The organism is Paraburkholderia sartisoli (genome assembly GCF_900107685.1).
GTDB classification, from domain to species: Bacteria; Pseudomonadota; Gammaproteobacteria; order Burkholderiales; family Burkholderiaceae; genus Paraburkholderia; species Paraburkholderia sartisoli.
This window is the reverse complement of sequence record NZ_FNRQ01000004.1, coordinates 338,133-358,410: the sequence shown is the minus strand read 5'-3', so window position 1 is coordinate 358,410 and position 20,278 is coordinate 338,133. Positions and strand designations below refer to the sequence as shown.

13 protein-coding genes are annotated in these 20,278 nt (G+C 63.3%); 10 read left to right on the top strand and 3 right to left on the bottom strand.

Features of this window, described 5'->3' with window-relative positions; translation table 11 throughout:
- Positions 1-19 precede the first annotated feature (19 nt).
- Positions 20-1,555 carry a MocR-like pyridoxine biosynthesis transcription factor PdxR gene (gene pdxR, locus BLV45_RS15455; protein WP_090534505.1) on the top strand — a complete coding sequence of 512 codons (1,536 nt, stop codon included), beginning with the start codon at positions 20-22 and terminating at the stop codon, positions 1,553-1,555.
- Positions 1,556-1,583: 28 nt separating this feature from the next.
- Here the strand turns inward: pdxR and BLV45_RS15450 are convergent, their stop codons facing one another.
- Positions 1,584-2,420 carry a DMT family transporter gene (locus tag BLV45_RS15450; RefSeq protein WP_090534503.1) on the bottom strand — a complete coding sequence of 279 codons (837 nt, stop codon included), beginning with the start codon at positions 2,418-2,420 and terminating at the stop codon, positions 1,584-1,586.
- A 281-nt stretch (positions 2,421-2,701) separates the two neighbouring features.
- On the opposite strand from BLV45_RS15450, the gene BLV45_RS15445 reads away from it, so the two are divergent.
- The 7 genes from BLV45_RS15445 (at position 2,702) to BLV45_RS15415 (ending at position 10,594) form a co-directional block, all read left to right on the top strand.
- On the top strand, positions 2,702-3,736 hold the full coding sequence (locus tag BLV45_RS15445; RefSeq protein WP_090534501.1) for a M14 family zinc carboxypeptidase: 1,035 nt from the start codon (positions 2,702-2,704) through the stop codon (positions 3,734-3,736).
- Positions 3,733-4,515, top strand: a complete 783-nt coding sequence (locus BLV45_RS15440) for an alpha/beta fold hydrolase (protein WP_090534499.1) — start codon at positions 3,733-3,735, stop codon at positions 4,513-4,515. Before BLV45_RS15445 ends, BLV45_RS15440 begins: the two co-directional genes overlap by 4 nt.
- Before the next feature lie 613 nt (positions 4,516-5,128).
- Complete coding sequence (locus BLV45_RS15435; RefSeq protein ID WP_090534497.1) at positions 5,129-6,361, top strand: hypothetical protein; 1,233 nt, start codon at positions 5,129-5,131, stop codon at positions 6,359-6,361.
- 16 nt (positions 6,362-6,377) lie between these two features.
- Positions 6,378-7,610 carry a hypothetical protein gene (locus BLV45_RS15430; protein ID WP_090534495.1) on the top strand — a complete coding sequence of 411 codons (1,233 nt, stop codon included), beginning with the start codon at positions 6,378-6,380 and terminating at the stop codon, positions 7,608-7,610.
- Between the two features lie 192 nt (positions 7,611-7,802).
- Complete coding sequence (locus BLV45_RS27915; RefSeq protein ID WP_090534707.1) at positions 7,803-8,264, top strand: hypothetical protein; 462 nt, start codon at positions 7,803-7,805, stop codon at positions 8,262-8,264.
- A gap of 3 nt (positions 8,265-8,267) precedes the next feature.
- Positions 8,268-8,954, top strand: coding sequence for a C39 family peptidase (locus tag BLV45_RS15420; protein WP_176954173.1), 687 nt, complete (start codon positions 8,268-8,270; stop codon positions 8,952-8,954).
- 8 nt (positions 8,955-8,962) lie between these two features.
- The gene (locus BLV45_RS15415; protein WP_143130434.1) at positions 8,963-10,594 is read left to right on the top strand and encodes a hypothetical protein; all 1,632 of its coding nucleotides are present in this window, start codon (positions 8,963-8,965) and stop codon (positions 10,592-10,594) included.
- A gap of 75 nt (positions 10,595-10,669) precedes the next feature.
- Here BLV45_RS15415 and BLV45_RS15410 read toward each other — a convergent pair whose 3' ends face one another.
- On the bottom strand, positions 10,670-12,073 hold the full coding sequence (locus tag BLV45_RS15410) for an acetate kinase (protein ID WP_090534490.1): 1,404 nt from the start codon (positions 12,071-12,073) through the stop codon (positions 10,670-10,672).
- Between the two features lie 637 nt (positions 12,074-12,710).
- On the opposite strand from BLV45_RS15410, the gene BLV45_RS15405 reads away from it, so the two are divergent.
- Both BLV45_RS15405 and BLV45_RS15400 read left to right on the top strand, forming a co-directional pair.
- Positions 12,711-17,552, top strand: a complete 4,842-nt coding sequence (locus BLV45_RS15405) for an NAD-glutamate dehydrogenase (protein ID WP_090534488.1) — start codon at positions 12,711-12,713, stop codon at positions 17,550-17,552.
- 130 nt (positions 17,553-17,682) lie between these two features.
- Entirely contained in the window at positions 17,683-18,588 is a 906-nt protein-coding gene (locus BLV45_RS15400) for a cation diffusion facilitator family transporter (protein WP_090534486.1), read from the top strand.
- Between the two features lie 224 nt (positions 18,589-18,812).
- Here BLV45_RS15400 and BLV45_RS15395 read toward each other — a convergent pair whose 3' ends face one another.
- A complete protein-coding gene (locus tag BLV45_RS15395; RefSeq protein WP_176954172.1) occupies positions 18,813-20,228 on the bottom strand; it encodes an amidase in 1,416 nt (471 codons plus the stop codon).
- Positions 20,229-20,278: the final 50 nt, after the last annotated feature.

Genomic DNA, 20,278 nt, shown 5'->3' with positions numbered 1-20,278 from the left:
AAAAATACAGGAGCCAATCATGCGCGCGAGCGTTTTGTCGGACTGGCTGGCCCAGCGGCTGGACCGTGGCAACGGTCAGCCGGTCTACCGGCAGCTGCACCGGTTGCTCCAGCAGGCAATCCTGTCGAGGGAACTGCCCGCTGGCAGCAAGGTGCCGTCGTCGCGGCTTCTCGCCGCCGAACTCGGTATCGCGCGCAATACGGTGACGCAGGTCTACGAGCAGCTCGCGCTGGAAGGCTACGTGACCTCGGCGACGGGGCGCGGCACGTTCGTTGCCGACAGCGCGCCGGATGAGATCGTCGGCGCTCCGGATACAGGCGCGGCGGGTAGCGCCTCCGTTCCACTGGCTACTGTCGCCTCCGATGCCGCGCCGCGGGCCGCCGCGCGTGCGCTGTCCGCGCGCGGTGCGCGGCTGCTGTCGGGCGCGGGCGTGTCGAAGCGTCAGTGGGGCGCGTTCATGCCCGGCGTGCCGGACGTCACGCGCTTTCCGGCGCGCGTCTGGAGCCGCCTGCACAACAAGTACTGGCGCTGCATGCGGCCGGACCTGCTGACGTACGCGCCGGGTGGTGGCCTGCCGCTGCTTCGCCATGCGCTGGCCGAGTATCTGCGCACGTCGCGGTCGGTGCGCTGCACGCCGGAGCAGATCGTGATCACGACGGGCATCCATCAGTCCGTGGATCTCGCCGTGCGTCTGCTTTCAGACCCCGGCGACGTGATCTGGACCGAGGACCCGTGCTACTGGGGCGTGCGCAGCGTGCTGCACGTGTCGGGCCTGCAGTCGCATCCGGTCGCCGTCGACGAAGAAGGCATCAACCCGTCATCCGACGATCTCGCACAGCCGCCGAAGCTGATGCTCGTCACGCCTTCACACCAATATCCGCTCGGCATGGTGATGAGTCTCGCGCGGCGCCGGATGCTGCTCGAATACGCGCGCCAGCATCAATGCTGGATTATCGAAGACGACTACGACAGCGAGTTCCGTTACGGCAGCCGGCCGCTCGCTTCGCTGCAGGGACTGGATACGGCGGGGCAGGTGATCTATGTCGGCAGCTTCGGCAAGACGCTGTTTCCGGGGCTGCGCATTGGTTATCTGGTGGTGCCCGAAGCGCTCGCCGAGAGTTTCGCGACGGCGAGCGCGGAGCTGTATCGCGAAGGCCAGTTGCTGCAGCAGGCGGTGCTGGCCGAATTCATCGCGGAAGGGCACTTCACGTCGCATATCCGCAGAATGCGCACGCTCTACGGGCAGCGTCGCGAGGCACTGCTCGACGCCGCCGGGCGCCGCTACGGGGATGAATTGCCGGCGGTGGGCGGCGATGCGGGGCTGCATCTCGTGATGCAGTTGCCGGACGACGCCGACGATCGCGCGGTGGCGGCCGCGGCGCTCGAACGCAATATCATCGTGCGTCCGTTGTCGGGCTATTACGCCGAGCCGGCCAGCGCGCCTTCGGGCCTGTTGATCGGCTACGCGTGCGTACCCGACGAAGAGATCGCGCCCGCGTTCGACACGCTTGCCGATGCAATCGACTCGACGCTCGTGCAGTTCGCCCAGGCTTGAGACGAGACGCGCGGCGTAACGCCCGCCCTCAAATCCGGATCAGCACCGCGCCGAGCGTGACGAGCGTGCAGGCAACGATACGTCGCGTCGTGAGCTTTTCGCGCATCACGAGCCAGCCGATCAGCACCGCGAAAATCGTGCTGAGCTCGCGCAGCGCCGACACCATCGCGATCGGCAGATAGCGGTACGCCTCGATGATGAAGCAGTACGCCGTGAGCGCGATGACACCCGAGAGGATGCCCTTGAAGACCTTTTCACGTCCGATGAAGAGGCCCTGGGCGCCGCCGCGCCATTTCCACACGAGCAGAAACTGCGGCACGTTCCAGATCAGGTAGACCCACATGATGTAGCTGAGTCCGTTGCCGGACACGCGCGCACCGATGCCGTCGACGACCGAATACGTCGCGATGAAGAGTCCGGTGAGCAGCGCGAACGGCACGCTTTCGCCGGAGAAGCGCATGTCGCGGCGAAACGCGAGCGAGATGATGCCGGACGAAACGAGCGCGACGCCGGCCACGGCCAGCGGCTTGAGTTCCTCATGCGCGAAGACGAACGCGCCGACAACGACCAGCATCGGAGAAAGACCGCGCGCAATCGGGTAGATCTGGCCGAAGTCGCCGCTGCGATACGCGCGGATCAGCGCGAGGCAATAACCGCATTCGAGCACGACGGAGGCCGCGATATACGGCCACGCGCCGGGCGCGGGCAACGGCAGCACGCACACGCCGATCGCGCTGACGATCACGTACGGAATCGCCATCATGCCGAGCAGCCAGATGCGGTCTTCGGAAAGATGCAGAAACGCGTTCCAGCTGGCGTGCAGCAACGCGGAAAACAAAACCAGCAAGACGACAAACGTTTCCATCAAGAGCCTGGACGGGAAGGCGGCGGCAACCGCGGACATGTGACTGTTTCAGGGGAACCCGGCCGGCGGCCGGACAGGTCGCCGGACACGCCTTTCTATCAGAATCTTTAATCAGGCGAAAGCGAAAGCCGTTGCCGCGCAAGGCGGTGTCGTTCCGTGACACCGGCGTGACACGCGCTTTAACGACACGCGTTGTCATGCTTCGCGACCCGCTTGCGGGATATATTGGCGAATCAGCGCGTGCCGTCCCCATTAACGTTTGAATGAATTCTGGCGTCGCCATGCAACCACTCAGCTTCCTGCCCGACAGCTTTGCGGAATACGAGGACCTCAAGTCGATCCTCGATGACGGCAGCGCCAGCTTCGACATCACCACCGTCTGCGAAACGCGCGTGCATGGACGCGTGTTCGCGGTCCACATGGCCAGCATCGGCTCGACCGATCCGCGGGCGCCGGCCATCGGTTTCTTCGGCGGCATTCACGGGCTTGAGCGCATCGGCACGCAACTCGTGCTCGACTACATGCGCGCGCTGCCTGGCCGGCTGGAATGGGACGAACTGCTCGTGCGGCAACTGCAGTCCATTCGCCTCATCTTCATGCCGATCGTCAATCCCGGTGGCATGTGGGCCGCGACGCGCGCGAATCCGAACGGCGTCGACCTGATGCGCAACGCGCCGCAGGACGCCGATGCGCGGGTTCCGTTTCTCGCGGGCGGGCAGCGCGTGGGTGCGTGGCTGCCGTGGTATCGCGGAAGTCGCGGCGCGCCGATGGAGCCGGAAGCGGCGGCGCTGCTGCGGGTCGTCGAAAACGAGCTCGCGACGCGGCCCCTTAGCTTCGCGCTCGACTGTCATTCGGGATACGGCTGGGGCGACAGCATCTGGTTTCCGTATGCGCGCACGCGCAAGCTGATGCGTCATCTGCCGGAGATGTTCGCGCTCAAGACCATGTTCGAGCGCGCGCATCCGTATCACGGCTACACGTTCGAGCCGCAAAGCCATCAGTACCTGCTGCACGGCGACCTGTGGGATTGCGCGTACGATCGCACGCCCGCGCAGAACGTCATGCTGCCCATGACGCTCGAGCTTGGCTCATGGCTGTGGATCAAGAAAAATCCGTGGCAACTGTTTTCACGCCAGGGCATGTTCAATCCGGTGAAGGCGCATCGCACGGCACGCGTGCTGAGGCGGCACGCGAACCTGCTTGAGTTCCTCACGCGCGCGGCGTTTTCCGCGCATCGCTGGCTGCCCGAGGGCAAACAGAGGCAGCAGTTACAGCAAAGCGCGATCGATCACTGGTACCGGGACGCGGACACATGAGCACATGGATTTTGCTGCGCGGACTCACGCGCGAAGCGAGACACTGGGGTGTACTGCCAGCGCTGCTGGGCACCGCCACGGAGACGGAGCATGTGCTGCTGCCCGACCTGCCCGGCAACGGCATCCACACCCGTTTGCGGGCCCCGCTGGACGTCGCGGACATGGTTGGGTTCGTGCGGCTCGTGGCATTGCAAAGCGGCCTGCCGAAGCCCTACCGGCTGCTCGCGATGTCGCTCGGCGGCATGGTCGCGACGGCGTGGGCACAGCGCCACCCGCAGGATATCGAACGCATTGTTCTGATCAACACAAGCATGCGCCCGTTCAGTCGCGCGCGGGAACGGCTACGTCCGCAGGCGTGGCCGGACCTGTTGCGCATTGCGGCGAAGTGGAGCGATCCGCAGCAGGTGGAGGCGATTGTTCACCGGTTGACGTGCGGCAATCGCCAGAACATCATCGACGATCTTGCGACGTGGCGTGCCATCCGCATGAGTTCGCCCGTCAGTCGCGCAAATGCACTGCGTCAGCTGTTTGCTGCAGCGCAGTTCAATGCGGGGAAAACGCCGCCATCATGCCCGACGCTGATCCTCTCGTCGGAAGATGACCGCCTCGTGAATCCGGCGTGTTCCGCGCAGCTTGCCGCGGCCTGGCGTGCGCCGCATCGTCGGCATCCGTGGGCGGGTCACGACCTGCCGCACGACGATTCCGCGTGGGTATGTGAAGCAGTTTCCAGGTGGATGATCCAGTCAGACGACCGGTCTTTATTCAAGATATCGCAATGACTGGCTGGGTGATGTCAGTTCGTCGAACAAAGCCGGTAACGATTTCTGCTGCAGTGCGAATCAAATACAAAATACGGTGCGCTCAGAACGGGTTTACCCGTCCCGCAAATGAGTGATGAGGGCCGCGAAAAGCAAACGTTTAAACGCGCCTTGACTTCAAAAGATACGTTTTCGAGGGGATCGCGATTCTTTCTTTCGACCCCCGACAAATGTGTTCTATCGCACAGAAGCCACGCCAGCCAAGGCTGCACCCCCAATTGGTGGGACGTCCCGAGCCCACATTTCCCCGCATGCATCAATTGGGTCCGACAAAACCGAAACGTTTTTCGGAATACATCTTCTGTCTCACGATCAACCGCTAACCGTTTGAATTAAAACGAAATGTGCAATTGCACAAAAAACGGGGACGGTTGTTTCGCATGGCTACATGTTTCAATTTCGAAACAAAGAACTACAGGGAAAACCCTCGGAAAATTGTCCCGCATTGCGGTAAAACGATCTTCCTCTTTAATTTCAAGCACTTACGCAGATGGCATCGCCTATGCGTTTAGGTGCGGCGGATTGGTGAAGTCTGCCAAGCCGCCCACCCCCGAATGAAGATCAGGAGGATTCCATGCGAAAGACTCTACTGGCGTCCGCTGCGGCCTTGGCTTTAGGCTTCAGCGGCTACGCGATGGCAAATCCATGTAGTGACAACTCAAAAGCTTGCGATCAGACCTCTACAACCGGCGCCAATACGCTGAACAGCACTGCGACATCAACTCAAACAGCGGGCACTGGCAGTAACGCCAACGAAATTGCATCCGGCGCCAGTGTCTGGCAGGACTCCTTCAACAGCACCAGGGTCGTCGCCCTGAGCAAGCTGGACGGCACGGTCAGCAACGTCGGCGTCTCCGGAATCGGCAATCAGGCCGGCAACTGGGGTAGCGCGGCAGGCGCCACCGGTGGCAAGGGCGGTGCTGGCTATGGCGGTGCTGGCTATGGTGGCAATGGCGGCAATGGCGGCGCTGGCGGCAACGGCGGTAGCGGCGGCGACGCGAACAACGGCAGCGCGACAGCCGGCAAGGCCACCAATGGCAGCGCAACGGCCGGCAACGGTTATGCGGGCGATGGCGGCAGAGGCGGTTCCGCGCACGCGGGCGGCACGCAGGGCGGCAATGGCTCCGGCAACGGCGCGCTGGGCGCAGCAGGAAGCCTCGCAGCAGGCGGCTTTGCGGGTGGCGTTGGCGGCTCGGTAGGCGGCAACGGCGGCGGTGGCGGTGGCGGCGGATATGGTGGCGACGGCGGTGGTGCCCGCGCTAATCATCATTCGACCGCGACGGCAACTTCCGCAGGCGGTATGGGCGGCGCCGGTGCGGCAGGCGGTGCAGGCGGCGGCACGGGCGGCGCGGGTTCAGGTACCGGCGGAGCGGCCACGACTGGCGCGACCTCGGGTACGGGCGGCTCCGGTGCGGGCGCTGGCGGCAACGGCGGTGCAGCGACGTCGACGGCGGGTGCGGGCGGTGCTGGCGGCACAGGTACCGGCGGCTCGGCGACCAACGGCGGCGCAAGCTCGATGGCGTCGAACGGCAGCGCAACCGCGGGTGTCGGTGCGGCGGGCGCGGCTGGTGGTGCGGGCGGCGCGGGTGGAACGGGTAACGGCGGAGTCGGCAACGGAGCAGTCGGCGGTGCCGGTGGCGCAGGTGGAACCAATGCTGTCAGCGCGGGCACCTTCGACATGGCCAACACCATGACGGGTGCGGCACAGTCGGCGGCGGGCATTGTGGTGATGAACCAGAACAGCGGGATGGCGTCGCTCGTACAGCAAGCCGTCACTGTTCAGGCGAATCTGACCGTTGGCCATTAGGCACCAGGAGAGTGTGATGAAAAGAACGCTAATGGCGTCTGCTGCAGCCCTGGCCCTGGGTTGCAGCGGGTACGCAATGGCCAACCCCTGTAGCGACAACACGAAGTCCTGCGACCAGACGTCCACGACAGGCGCGAACAGTCTGACCGCTTCCGCAACCGGCAATCAAACGACGACGAGTGGCAGCAACGCCAACGAAATCGCGTCGTATGCGGCGGTGAATCAGGACTCCTTTAACAGTTCCAAGGCTGTCGCACTGACCCGGCTGAATGGCTCGGTCAGCTATGTCGGCGTCTCAGGGATCGGCAACAACGCCGGGAACTGGGGCAGCGCGGCAGGCGCCCGTGGTGGCAAGGGCGGTGCGGGCTATGGCGGCGACGGCTACGGCGGCAATGGCGGTAACGCCGGCGCAAGCGGTAGCGGCGGCGATGGCGGTAGTGCGCAGAACGGCAGCGCAAGCGCCGGTAACGTCAAGAACGGCAGCGCGACTGCCGGGACGGGTTACGGCGGCGATGGTGCCCGCGGTGGCTCCGCGAGCGCCGGCGGCACGCAGGGCGGTAACGGCACAGGCCGTGGTGGATCGTCCGTCGCGCTCAGCGCGGCTGGCGGAGGCCCCGCCATCGGCATTGGCGGTTACGGCAGCGGCAACGGCGGCAGGGGCGGCAGCGGTGGTGGTGGCGGCGACGGCGGCGGGTCGAGCGCAGTGCGTCACTCCACTGCAACCTCGACGTCGGCCGGTGGTGCGGGCGGCGCAGGCGGAGCAGGTGGCGCGGGTAGCGGTACCGGCGGAGCTGGCACGGCGACGGGCGGCGCGGGCACGACCGGCGCGGTCACGGCATCGGGCGGTTCGGGCGCGGGTACCGGCGGCAACGGCGGCGCGGCGACCGCTACCGCGGGCAATGGCGGCGCGGGCGGCACGGGTACCGGCGGTAGCGGTACCAACGGCAGCTCGATGTCGACAGCCAGCAACGGCAGTGCAACCGGCGGCGCAGGTGCGGCAGGTGCGGCAGGTGTAGCGGGCGCGGCAGGGGCCACGGGTACCGGCGGAACCGGCAACGGTGGTGTTGGCGGCGCGGGCGGTGCGGGTGGTGCCAATGCGGTCGATGCAGGCACGTTCGACATGAGCAACACGATGACGGCGGCGGCACAGTCGGCAGCGGGTATCTCGGTCATGAGCCAGAACGCCGGCGCTGCTTCGCTCGTGCAACAGGCGGTCACCGTGCAGGCGAATCTGACTGTGGGCCGTTGAGCCATGGTGGATTCTCCTGAACGCTGAAAGGGGGTTTGCCGTGGGGCGCACACCGAAGCGCCTCACGGCAGCACCGGCACGATGTCAGGCAGACAGCGTGACCGGTCTCCGGCCTCCGGCCAGCACAGCACGCAACTATCCGGTCTGCTCATGCGGCTGCCGCTCGCCGCATGCAAGACCAAGGAGACATTCATGCAAGCGCGAAAGAGTATTTCGCTGCTCGTGTTACCGGTCGTGATGGCGACAGCTGCTTTCGCTGCCCAGGCGGCGGACGAGTTGCCATTGCCTCCTCCCGCGGCGCAGGCCGCCGCGACGGGTGAAGCGCCGGTCGCACCCGCGACGGTGTCCGACACCGTCACACCTGCAACCGCCTCCTCGACACCCGCATCCGGAAGCACGTCGCGCGACAGCTTCGGCGTGGCGATGACCGACGGACAACTCGATGAACATCGGGGCGGCGACGTACTGATTGGCCAGAACTACCTGACCGGAGCGGTGGCCAACAACTCGGCTTACAAGGTCGAGACCGGCTCGAATTCGATCAGCGAAGGTTCGTTCGCCAGTTCGAGCGGACTGCCGACGGTCATTCAGAACACCGGCGCCAACGTGCTGATCCAGAACGCGACGGTGCTGAACGTTCGCTTCGGGAACTGAGTGATGAAATTCTTCGCCACCTGCATCGCGCTTTCGTGCGGGGTCGGGATGTCGGCCGCCCTCGCGGATCCGATCGCCATCGCCGATCCTTCCGGCGGCTATTACGCGATGCACGTGACGAGCCTGAAGGAGGCCCGTTTCAAGCGGACCATCCGGCAGCAATATGACTTCAGCTGCGGCTCGGCGGCACTGGCGACACTGCTGACCTATCAATACGATTATCCGGTCAACGAACAGCAGGTCTTCGCCGAGATGTTCCAGCACGGCGACCAGGAAAAAATCCGCAGGGAAGGATTTTCCCTGCTCGATATCCGGCGCTTTCTGGGCTCACGGGGTTTCGAGGCGGACGGTTATGAAGCACCGCTCGAAAAGCTCGAGCAGACAAAAACGCCTGCGATCGTGCTGATCGTCGAACACGGCTATCACCACTTCGTCGTGATCAAGGGCGTGCGCAACGGACGGATCCTGATTGGCGATCCGGCCACCGGCACGCGGGCGATGTCGAAGGCGAGTTTCGAGGAGAAGTGGCAGGACCGCGTGCTGTTCGTGATTCACAACCGGCACGAGATGGCGAAATTCAACGACGCCGGAGACTGGCACGTCGCGCCGGATGCGCCGCTTTACACCGGCATTCCGCGCGAAGGCCTGTTTAGTGTGGTGGTGCCGAAGCTCGGCCCCGGTGAATTCTGAGAGCGATGATGAAACCTGAACATCTGAAGCTCGCTGGCATCGCGACCCTTGTGTGTGGGGCGATGTCGTCGTTGGGCGCGGAGGCCGCGACCAGCGACCCTTCGGCGCTGGCTACCGGAAGAGTTCTTTCGTTGCGCAATACGCTGACGGACCCGGCGCCGGGCATGACGGACGACACCGTTCGGGATACGGAGCCCGTGGCGCAAGGCGATGTGCCCGACGTTGTGCCCGAGGCTGATGCGGGTACTGGCGCGGGTGTTGCGCCTGCAACGGATGTGGTTGCGTCTTCGCAAACGGATGCAACGTCCGATGTCGTGTACACAGCGCGCAGGGCGGTCTGGCCATCGCAGGGTTCCGGCGAGGCTTCGATCGTCGTACCTGACGCCGCGCATGTGCCGTACGTACACACGGTGTTCTCCGTGCCTGCCGTGTCGGTGGATGAGCGTGCCCCGGTGGTGAGCGCGGTCCCGGATTCGCAGGCGATGCCGGTTGCGTCTGCCGATGATGTTGCGTCGGTGCATGAAGTTGTGGCGGTGTCGAACGCTGTGCCGGCAGATCATGTCGAGGCGGTATTGAGCGTCGTGCCGGATGTCGTGCATGCGCAGCAGGATGGCCCGGCTTCATCGGCAAACGATGCCGCACCGATAGCGGCGGATGCCGCTCCAGACACGTTGCAGGCGGACGAAGCGCCGGCCGGTTCGACAAGCGCTGCCGCCGTGCCCGTGACGGTTACCGTGCAACACGTCGCGCACGTCACGCACGCTGCGCATCCCATACGCGCGCAAGATCGTCCGGCTGTTTCAGCAGACGACAATGCCGCACCACTGAAGCATGCCGCGCCGAAGTCCGCGCGCGTTGCGGATGTTCCGCGCGTGTCGGTGAGCGTCGCTGTTCCAGTGATGAGCACGGTACACAATTCCACGCCTGTGCCAAACGCGCCGGATGATCCGGCCAGACACATCGTTTCCACTTCTGACGCACGCTCTAATATCACGCGCAACGCAGATTCAGCGGTTGCCCGCACCGGTAGCGCGACACGCACGACGCCAGCTACTGTTCCCCCGAACGTCCCGCATTCGAACGAAGCGGCACCCGTGACGGCGTCATCGGGAGAAGGTCTGCTCGAACGTGCGGCCGTGTCGCTGAAATCCACCGTGGATCTGACGGCCCAGCCGGCGATGCCGTATGTGACGAAACACGATGATGAGGACCCGGCGTGGGCGTCAGCGGACCTTGTCGCGGTGGACAGCGACCGTCTCGACAGCATGCGCGGCGGGTTCGACCTGCCGTCGGGCCTCGTGGTGTCGTTCGGCATTTCGCGCGAGGCATTCGTGAACGGCAATCTCGTTGCGTCGACGAGCTTCAACATTCCGAACGTCGCGCAGATGACGCCGCAGCAGGCGCAGATGCTCGCGAACGCCAACACCGGCGCGCTGGTTCAGAACGGATTGAACAACACGGTGGCGCCGGGTGGGTTGCCCGCGCTGACCGGCTCGGTCATCCAGAACTCGTTGAACAACCAGCAGGTCGCGGCGCTGACGACGATCAACACGAGTGTCAACTCGCTTGCCGCATTCAAGGCGTTCAACATCGGCTCGACGCTGAATTCCGCGCTCATGACCGCCGTGCGTCCACGCTAGCAGATACGGTACGGTCGCTGGGGGATGCGATGGCACGGCGATGCGGCCCGCGCACCGCCGCCACGTTGTTCAGAATCAGAAGGAGATCGGCACGCGCATGGTGAGGGAGAGGTCCGGCGTGTCGCGCGTCAACCCGGCGCCGATCGAAAAGTTGACCGTGGTCTTCGGCGTTACCCGGTACGAATAGCCGATCAGCAGCGTGCCGAGAATGGTGCGCACTGAACCGACCACTGTCTGGCCGTTCTGGCTCGTCGGTTGAACGATGCTCATGTCGTAGCCGATGCTGACCGACGCCTTTTCGTTCAGCGCGAGGCCCATGCCGATGTTGAATCCCCAGATGTCGCCCGGCTGGATCTTGCCAAGCGGTTCCTGGCCGTTGATGAGCGTGAGGCTCTCGTCTTTCCCGAAGCTGTGCAGATAGCTGAAGTTGCCGAAAAACACGACCGGGTCGGTCGGGAAGAGCCAGGTGAGACCTGGCTGGATCGCGAGGAACCCGGAGCCGGTGGGTTGCCGCAGCGGCAGACCGGTTCCTGTCGTATTGGCGATACAGGTCGTCACGCAGTCGGTTACGACGTCGAATGGGCCCCTGCCGGTTGCCGTCTTGAAGCGCAGCCAGCCGACGTAGTAGAACTTGTCCGGGCCGCCTTCGTTCAACTGGTAACGCAACGTCATCTCGACGTCGCCGATACCGTTGCCGTTGCTGCTGATCACGCTGTTCGACGCGGCTCCCGTGAAGATCTGGCGCGCCACGGTGTCGTTGGTCTGATACACGTACGGCACACGGAGCTCGAATTCGAGCCGGTTCGTCAGGCCGTAGCGAAAGGCAACGCCACCTGTCAGCGTCGTCGTCTTTACCTCGCTCACGTTGATCAACCCGATCAGCAGCGCCGGGATGACCGTGTACCCCACGAGCGAAAGCTGGTTCTCCGACGAATACGCAAAATTGAAATACGGTTCGACCACCAGCGTATGGCGCGGCGTCAGCACGCCTGGCTGGTCGAAGATCGGCGCGACCGCAGGCGGACGTGAGTCGACCACGGGTGCCTGGCCCACCGGCTGAGCCTGCTGCGCCGTCTGACCGGCAGCGGGTTGCGCCGTCTGCGCGGGCGCGGTTGCCTGGCCCGAGGTATCGGCCTGCGCGGCAGCGGCGGCGCCTGCCACCGCGCCCGCGTCCGGCGCGGCGGTGCCGACGGGCAACCCGTTGGCATCGGTTCCCCCTGTGCCACGCTGGGTATCGAGTGTGCCGGCATCCAGCGCGCGGCTGAGTCGCGCAAGACCCGCCTCCTGCTCGGCGAGCTTGCGCTTGAGCGTATCGATTTCCTTGATGCGTTGATTGAGTTCGTCGCGCAATGCGCCGACGCCGGCCTGGTTGGCCTGTTCGGCCTGCGTCTCGAGTGACTGCGCGTGGCTTTCGGCGCTGAACATCAGCAATGCTGCGTAGCTGATGACGCCGATGCGTCGATAGGGCACGCACTTCATGGTTCAATCTCCCATGATCCTGCCTGCTGAGCCATCCCGGTTTTGACCGGACAACAGGCCAGAGCTAAAGACATGAACGGTCCGGATCCGGCGCTGGAAACGAGCGGAAATCCCGCATCAACGCCTCGTCAGACGACACCGGCGACAGTCCGTTGATACATATGGAAGCATCAGTCATGCGAGCCCACGCGTCATATATCAACCCGGATTTTCCGGTCCGTTTATCGACGCTGACATGGACCTTAGAAGACTAGTTCATGCATTGCCAGAGCGCTAATTAGTTGAACCCCTGAGATTCGTTATTTAAGCAACATTCACTATTTTTATACGAACTGTTTTGGAGTCCATGTGGTTTTGGTCTGGGAAAAAATCTGTGCGCTGGACCACATAACCCGCGATGTCACGCTGATGTCACGACGAAGTTGTTTTCAGACGATGCGGCCGTCTCCGTGCAACGCGCTTCCACGGAAAGTGTGCGGAGAAGCGAAGAAAATCCGGAACACGGAGCAGGACACAACGGGGTGCCCCCGAGGCGGCAGGATGGCGCGGATGTGCGGACGCACATTGCTTTTCACATGGCAGGCGCATACTTTCGCTTTGACAGTGCAATCGATGGTCACCCGCCGTGGAGGACGCCATGCAAGCCAGGAACGAAGAGGCCGTTGGGCATCTGCTGAATGATCTTGTCGAGTTCGCGCGTGGCCGATTACCGGAACCCGCGTTCGCGATCGTCGAGCCGTTTCTGCTGCACTACTACGACTTCGTCGATGCCGACGATCTGCAAAGCCGTGGCATCGCCGATCTGTATGGCGCCGCGATGGCGCACTGGCAAACCGCGCAGCGCTTTGTGCCTGGTAGCGAACGGCTGCGGGTCTATAACCCGATACTCGAACAGCATGGCTGGCACTCAGACCACACGGTCATCGAAATCGTGAACGACGACATGCCGTTCCTGGTCGATTCGGTGTCGATGGCGGTCAACAGGCTGGGCCTCGCGCTGCATTCGGTCGTGCATCCGGTGTTTCGTATCTGGCGAGGCAGCGACGGCAGTATCGTGCGGGCAGGTCAGGGTTCGGCGGATGCCGCGGATCCTCAATCGCAACTTGCGTCGTTCATTCACTTCGAAGTCGATCGATGCGGCGACGCAGCGAAACTCGAAGCCCTGCGCAGCGATATCGCGAAGGTGCTCGCCGATGTGCGCGCGGCAGTCGAGGACTGGTCGAAGATCGTCGATATCGCGCGCAATACGATCAAGGACATGAAAGCACACGAGAAGAGCCCCGAAGCGGTCGAGGCACGGGCGTTCCTCGAATGGATGGCGGTGGATCACTTTACGTTTCTCGGCCAGCGCGATTACGAACTGGTATCGCATGGCGGTGGCTTCGGACTGCGCGGCGTCCCGGGTTCGGGGCTTGGCATCCTGCGCGAAACGCAGCGCCCGGCGGGCTCGGCCGACGTGACGCCGTTGCCCCCGGCGGCGGCTGAAATTATCGAGGGTGCGTCGCCGATCTTTCTGACCAAGGCCAATTCGCGGGCCACCGTGCACCGGCCGGGGTATCTCGACTACGTCGGCGTGAAGCTGACCGGCGCGGACGGCAAGGTGATCGGCGAGCGGCGGTTTATCGGGCTGTATACGTCGACGGCGTATATGGTGTCGAGCGCCGAGATTCCGATCGTGCGCCGCAAGTGCGCGAATATCGTCAGGCGGGCGGGCTTCCTGCCCAAGGGACATCTCGCGAAGTCGCTCGTCACCGTGCTCGAAACATGGCCGCGCGACGAGCTTTTTCAGGCCGATGAAGCATCGCTATATGACGCCGCGCTAGGCGTGCTGCGTCTGCAGGAACATCAGCGCACACGGCTTTTCGTGCGACGCGACCGCTTTGACCGGTTTGTGTCGTGCCTCGTTTTCGTGCCGCGCGAAAAGTACAACACCGATCTGCGTCACCGTATCGCGAAGCTGCTGCGAAGCGCCTTTAACGGCGCGAGCGTGGAGTTCACGCCGCTGCTGTCGGAGTCGACGCTCGCGCGGATTCATTTTGTCGTGCATGCCGAGCCGGGCGCGATGCCCGACGTCGACACGCGCGAACTCGAGGCGCGCCTCGTGCAGGTGACCCGCCGCTGGCAGGACGATCTGGCCGATGCGTTGCTCGACGCGTTCGGCGAAGAGCAGGGCAACCGGCTGCTGCAGCGCTACGCGGACTCGTTTCCCGCCGGCTATCGCGACGACTATCCGGCACGAACGGCCGTACACGATATCGATCTGATCGAGCGTCTCCAGGGTACCGGCCGGCTTGCGATGAACCTGTACCGTCCGATCGAGTCGGGGCCGCGCGCGTTCCGCTTCAAGGTCTACCGGGCGGGCGAGCCGATTGCGTTGTCGCGCAGCCTGCCGATGCTCGAAAATCTCGGCGTGCGCGTGGACGAAGAGCGTCCGTACCTGATCGAGGCGCCCGATGCGACGCCCGCCTGGATTCACGATTTCGGCCTCGAACTCGCGGATGACGTCGAGTTCGATATCGAGCACGTCAAGGACCTGTTCGAACATGCGTTCGAACAGGTCTGGACAGGTGCGATCGAAAACGACGGCTTCAACCGCCTGGTGCTGCGCGCACGACTCAACGCGCGCGAAGTGACGATCCTGCGCGCCTACGCGAAATACCTGCGCCAGGTGGGTTCCACTTTCAGCGACGCCTATATCGAGCGCGCGCTCACAGGCAACCCGGATATCGCGCGCCACTTCGTGGACCTGTTCATCGCGCATTTCGATCCGTCCGCGACCGCGACACGCGATGCAAGAATCGGGCAGTTGAACAAGGCGATCGGCACCGCGCTCGATCAGGTGCCCAATCTCGACGAAGACCGCATTCTCAGGCAGTTTCTTGGCGTCATCGACGCGACACGGCGTACCAACTATTACCGGCACGACGAACACGGCGAGCCCAAACCGTATCTTTCGTTCAAGTTCGATCCGTCGAAGGTGCCGGGCTTGCCCGAGCCCAAACCGATGTTTGAAATCTGGGTGTATTCGCCGCGTGTCGAGGGCGTTCATCTGCGCGGCGGGCGCGTGGCACGCGGTGGATTGCGCTGGTCCGACCGTCGCGAGGATTTCCGCACGGAAGTGCTGGGCCTGATGAAGGCGCAGATGGTGAAGAACGTGGTGATCGTGCCAGTGGGCTCGAAAGGCGGTTTTGTCGTGAAGAATCCGCCGCCGCCTTCCGATCGCGAAGCATGGTTGCGCGAAGGCGTCGCGTGTTATCAGACGTTCCTGCGCGGGTTGCTCGACGTGACCGACAACCTCGCGGGCGGCGCGATCGTGCCGCCTGCCGACGTGGTGCGTCACGATCCGGACGATCCCTATCTTGTCGTCGCCGCGGACAAGGGGACGGCCACGTTTTCCGACTACGCGAACGCCATTTCGCACGAATACGGTTTCTGGCTGGACGACGCGTTCGCCTCCGGCGGTTCGGTTGGCTACGACCACAAGCGCATGGCCATCACCGCGCGTGGCGCGTGGGAATCCGTGAAGCGGCATTTCCGCGAAATGGGCGTCGACACGCAGACGACGAATTTCACGGTGGTTGGCGTCGGCGATATGTCCGGCGACGTGTTTGGCAACGGCATGCTGCTTTCGCCGCATATCTGCCTCGTCGCGGCGTTCGACCATCGACATATTTTTCTCGATCCCACTCCGGACCCGGCGACGAGTCTTGCCGAGCGCGGCCGTCTTTTCGCGCTGGAGCGTTCGAGCTGGGCCGATTACGACACCGCGCTGATTTCTCCGGGCGGCGGCGTGTTCCCGCGCACCGCGAAAACGATTCCGTTGTCCGCTGCGGTGCAGGCGGCACTTGGCATCACGGCACCCACGCTGGCGCCAAACGAATTGATGCGCGCGATCCTGATGGCGCCCGTCGACCTGCTCTATAACGGTGGCATTGGCACCTATGTGAAGGCGAGCGGCGAAACGCACCTGCAGGTGGGCGATCGCGCGAACGACGCGCTGCGCGTGAACGGCGCGGATCTGCGCTGCAAGGTCGTCGCGGAAGGCGGCAACCTTGGCCTGACACAACTGGGCCGCATCGAGTTCGCGCAGCGCGGCGGGCGCATCAACACGGACGCGATCGACAATTCGGCGGGTGTCGACTGCTCGGATCACGAGGTCAACATCAAGATTCTGCTGGGTCTCGTGGTCGCCGATGGCGAGATGACGGAGAAGCAGCGCAATGCGCTGCTCGCGGAAATGACCGACGAGGTCGGGCTGCTGGTGCTGCACGACAACTACTATCAGACCCAGGCGCTCTCGATTGCAGGGCGCTATGGCGTCGAGATGCTCGACACTGAGGTGCGCCTGATGCGCTGGCTGGAACGGGCTGGCCGCCTTAACCGGGTGATCGAATTCCTGCCGACCGACGAAGAAATCGCGGAGCGCCAGGCGGGCAAGCTGGGGTTGACCACGCCCGAACGTGCGGTGTTGCTCGCCTACAGCAAGATGTGGCTCTACGACGCGCTGCTTGAATCCGACATGCCTGAAGATCCGCTGGTGGCGGACATGCTGGTCGATTATTTCCCGCGGCCGCTGCAAAAGCGCTTTAGCGCGCCGATGACGCAGCATCCGCTAAAGCGCGAAATTCTGGCGACGCATTTGACGAACGCGCTGGTGAACCGGGTTGGCTGCGCATTCGTGCATCGACTGATGGAAGAGACCGATGCGAAACCGGGCGATATCGTGCGCGCGTGCATCATGGGGCGCGACGTGTTCGATCTGAACGCGGTGTGGCGGCAGATCGATGCACTGGATAACCGCGTCGCCGACGACGTTCAGGCACGCATGTTCGTCGAGGTCACGCATCTGCTCGAGCGTGCCGCGCTCTGGTTCATGCGGCAGCTTCAGCTTGGCGCCGTGCAGGATGGCGGCGTGGCGGATCTGCTTGGCCGGTGTCGCGAGGCCGTGCAGCGACTCGCACCACAACTGCCGGCGCTGTTGCCGCAGGCCGATATGGAAGCGTTGTCGGAGCGTCAGCGCGTACTGGTGGATGCGGGCGTCGATGGCGATCTGGCGTTGCGCGTGGCAAGCGGCGGAATTTCGGCCGAGCTGCTCGACATTGCCGAGGTGGCGGCAACGTGCAATCTCAATCTCGAACTCGTCGCGGGGGTGTACTTCGCACTTGGCACGCGGCTGAACTACAGCTGGATTGCCGAACGCGCGATGGCGCTCCCAACGCCGACACACTGGGATATGCTTGCGCGCGCGGCCGCGCTCGCCGAACTGGCGCGCCTCAAACGTGCATTGACGACCAGCGCGCTCGCTTCTGCTTCAGAACACGATACGCCGGAGTCGATGGTCGAGACATGGGACGCAAAGCGCAAAGCCGCGCTTGAACGCTACGCGCGGCTGCTTGCCGATCTGCGTGCAACGGGGGGCGCGAGTCTTTCGATGCTGCTCGTGATCGTGCGCGAAATGGCGGTGCTTGAACGGGCGTGAGACGCATCAGGGCAGCGCCATGCGGCGCTGTCCTGGCTTTCGCTGGATAAGCAGATGCATGTCTGCCGCATGTCATCGTCGGCGGATTTTTTTTGCTGCCTGACTTCAACCTTCAATCCTTTTTCACACGATGACAGAAGAATCACCGAAGGCCATCTTTTACGCGCTTGCCGCGAATCTGGGCATCGCGATCTGCAAGTACGCTGCCGCGGCGTTCACCGGATCGGGTTCGATGTTCGCGGAGGCGATTCACTCGACGGCTGACTGCGGTAATCAGATCTTGTTGCTCGTTGGCCTGCGCGAGGCGCGCAAGCCGGCCAGCCGGTTGCATCCGATGGGGTCGGGCCGCGAGATCTATTTTTATTCGCTGCTGGTCGCGTTGCTGCTGTTTTTTGTCGGCGGCGCGTTTTCCGTTTATGAAGGCATTCACCGTCTGATTGCGCGTGAGCCGCTTTCGCATGCGTACGTTGCGCTCGCGGTGCTGGGCATTTCGGTGGTGCTCGAGGCGCTTTCGCTGGCGGGCGCCGTCAGGGAAATCCGCAAGGGCCATCCGCGCAAGTCGATGTGGCGATGGTTTCGCGAAACGCGCGAGTCGGAATTGCTGGTGGTTGCCGGTGAAGATGTCGCCGCGCTTGCGGGTCTCGCCATTGCGTTCGTCGCGGTGCTGCTGACGATGATCACGGGCAATCCGGTCTTCGATGCATTGGGATCGATTGGCGTCGGCGTGCTGCTGATGGTGATTGCGTGGCTCGTGGCGACGGAGGTGAAGTCGATGATCGTCGGCGAATCCGCGAGCCCGGAAGTGCGTCGCGAAGTCGAGGCGTTCGTGCGTGCCCGGCCTGAAGTACGCGGCGTGATTAACCTGATTACGCTGCAATGGGGCAAGGACGTGGTGGTTGCCGTGCAGGCAGAGATGATCGACTACGACAGCGGGCGCGCGATGGTCGACGCGATCAACGTGATCGAGGCCGACATGCAGGCGCGATTTCCACAAGTGAGATGGGTGTTCTTCGAGCCCGATGTGGTTCGCCGATGAGATCGGCCAGCCGGGGTCTGTAGACATTCAGAACGTTGCCGCCGTGAGACGGGGCTGTGTTAACTTCGTCGGAAATCTGCCAACATCCTGTCTTTGGGAGATATACAGGATGGTTCGTGCGCATCTGCTTGACGCCTGGTACGCGCGCATCGCGGTGCTGCTGCCGGGTCCAGTCTCAGGCGGACCCGGGTTTTGAAAACGCCCTGATGTGCGTCGCGTTTGCCTCAGACTATATCTGCGAATCTGGGCCACGGAGAAACCCGCTCGAAGGCCCTGCATGCACGTAACACAAGCGAGTCGGCCAGTCGCCTGCCGATGACCTGGATGCCAATGGGCATGCTGCCGGACGCAACGGGACAAGGAATGGAGGCGGCGGGGTTCCCGGTCAGGTTGAACGGATAGGTCAGGAGCCAGCCAAGTAAAGGATCGACGCTTACCCCGTTAATCGTTGCAGGCGGGCCGCTGTCAGAAGCAAAAGCAGGGATTGCAGTAGTCGGGCAAATCAGCAGATCGTAGCTGCTGAAAAACGCCGAGAATATGCCCCAAACGATTTCCCTTCCGCGATTGGCGTAACTGTAGTCACTAGCGGACAATGCTTTGCCCTGCCTTATCAAGGTCTGTACGACGGGGTCGAGAAGATCGAACTCGTGATCAGCAAGACCGGCATACGCACCCGACAACTTTATCCGCCACAGCGTATAAAACATTGTTTCGATGTCGGGCGGAAGCTCGATCGAGGCTTCTTCAACGGTGCAGCCGAGACTTTCAAACACGTTGACTGCCCGGAGGCAGGCAGACTTCACATCGTCAGTGACTTCAAAGCGACCCAGGTCAAAACTGAAGCCGACGCGCAGTCCCGCTATTCCCGTATCGAGGGACGCAAGCACGTCCTGCTCCGTCGGGATGGAGAATGGGTGAGACCAGTCCTCACCCGTCATTGCCTGGTAGAGGAATGCACCATCAGCCACGCTGCGGGCAAGCGGGCCGTTGTGAAAAAACGGAGCGTGGCTTGAGAACGCTCCCGCAACGTCCGGCACACGCCCATATGTCGGCTTAAAACCAAAAACTCCGCACAGGCTGGCGGGAATGCGGATCGACCCAGCACCATCGCTTCCCTCTGCGAAGGGCACGAGCCCGGCAGCCACAGCCGCTGCCGACCCGCCGCTTGAGCCGCCGGCAATCCGGTCGAGGCTCCACGGGTTACGAGTGGGGCCGAAAACAAGATTGTCGGTCACGGCCTTGTGGCCAAATTCCGATGTGTTTGTCTTTCCAACGATAATCGCACCGGCGCTCTTGAGCCTGTGTACGAGTCCGGCGTCTGTCTCCGGCACATGGTCGGCATAAAGCAGCGAGCCTCGAGTTGTCCGGATTCCCCTGGTTGGAGTCAAGTCCTTCAGTGCGATGGGTAGTCCGTGCAATGGCCCGATTGCGCGTCCTTTTGCGAAGTTTTCGTCGCCCTTCGCTGCCGCGGCGAGCGCGACTTCGTGCGCAATGGTACAGAACGCATTGACTGTGGGATTGAGCGAGTCAATCCTTTTCAGGAAGGCCTCGGTGACTTCCACACATGAGAGTTCCCGCTCACGGATCAGCGCCGAGAGCGTAAGGGCGGATAACGAGGTGATTTCGTTAGTGCTGTTCATCGACATCCTTCTGTGTGTGTGACTTCCCACTGCCTCAAGGTCCAGAATGA

Excerpts from the sequence above, each read along its gene's own strand:
- BLV45_RS15410 (WP_090534490.1), bottom strand. The coding sequence starts at position 12,073 with ATGAAGTGCGTGCCCTATCGACGCATCGGCGTCATCAGCTACGCAGCA.
- BLV45_RS15450 (WP_090534503.1), bottom strand. The coding sequence starts at position 2,420 with ATGGAAACGTTTGTCGTCTTGCTGGTTTTGTTTTCCGCGTTGCTGCAC.
- BLV45_RS27915 (WP_090534707.1), top strand. The coding sequence starts at position 7,803 with ATGCAAGCGCGAAAGAGTATTTCGCTGCTCGTGTTACCGGTCGTGATG.
- pdxR (WP_090534505.1), top strand. The coding sequence starts at position 20 with ATGCGCGCGAGCGTTTTGTCGGACTGGCTGGCCCAGCGGCTGGACCGT.
- BLV45_RS15415 (WP_143130434.1), top strand. The coding sequence starts at position 8,963 with ATGAAACCTGAACATCTGAAGCTCGCTGGCATCGCGACCCTTGTGTGT.
- BLV45_RS15445 (WP_090534501.1), top strand. The coding sequence starts at position 2,702 with ATGCAACCACTCAGCTTCCTGCCCGACAGCTTTGCGGAATACGAGGAC.
- BLV45_RS15440 (WP_090534499.1), top strand. The coding sequence starts at position 3,733 with ATGAGCACATGGATTTTGCTGCGCGGACTCACGCGCGAAGCGAGACAC.
- BLV45_RS15400 (WP_090534486.1), top strand. The coding sequence starts at position 17,683 with ATGACAGAAGAATCACCGAAGGCCATCTTTTACGCGCTTGCCGCGAAT.
- BLV45_RS15405 (WP_090534488.1), top strand. The coding sequence starts at position 12,711 with ATGCAAGCCAGGAACGAAGAGGCCGTTGGGCATCTGCTGAATGATCTT.
- BLV45_RS15395 (WP_176954172.1), bottom strand. The coding sequence starts at position 20,228 with ATGAACAGCACTAACGAAATCACCTCGTTATCCGCCCTTACGCTCTCG.
- BLV45_RS15435 (WP_090534497.1), top strand. The coding sequence starts at position 5,129 with ATGCGAAAGACTCTACTGGCGTCCGCTGCGGCCTTGGCTTTAGGCTTC.
- BLV45_RS15430 (WP_090534495.1), top strand. The coding sequence starts at position 6,378 with ATGAAAAGAACGCTAATGGCGTCTGCTGCAGCCCTGGCCCTGGGTTGC.
- BLV45_RS15420 (WP_176954173.1), top strand. The coding sequence starts at position 8,268 with ATGAAATTCTTCGCCACCTGCATCGCGCTTTCGTGCGGGGTCGGGATG.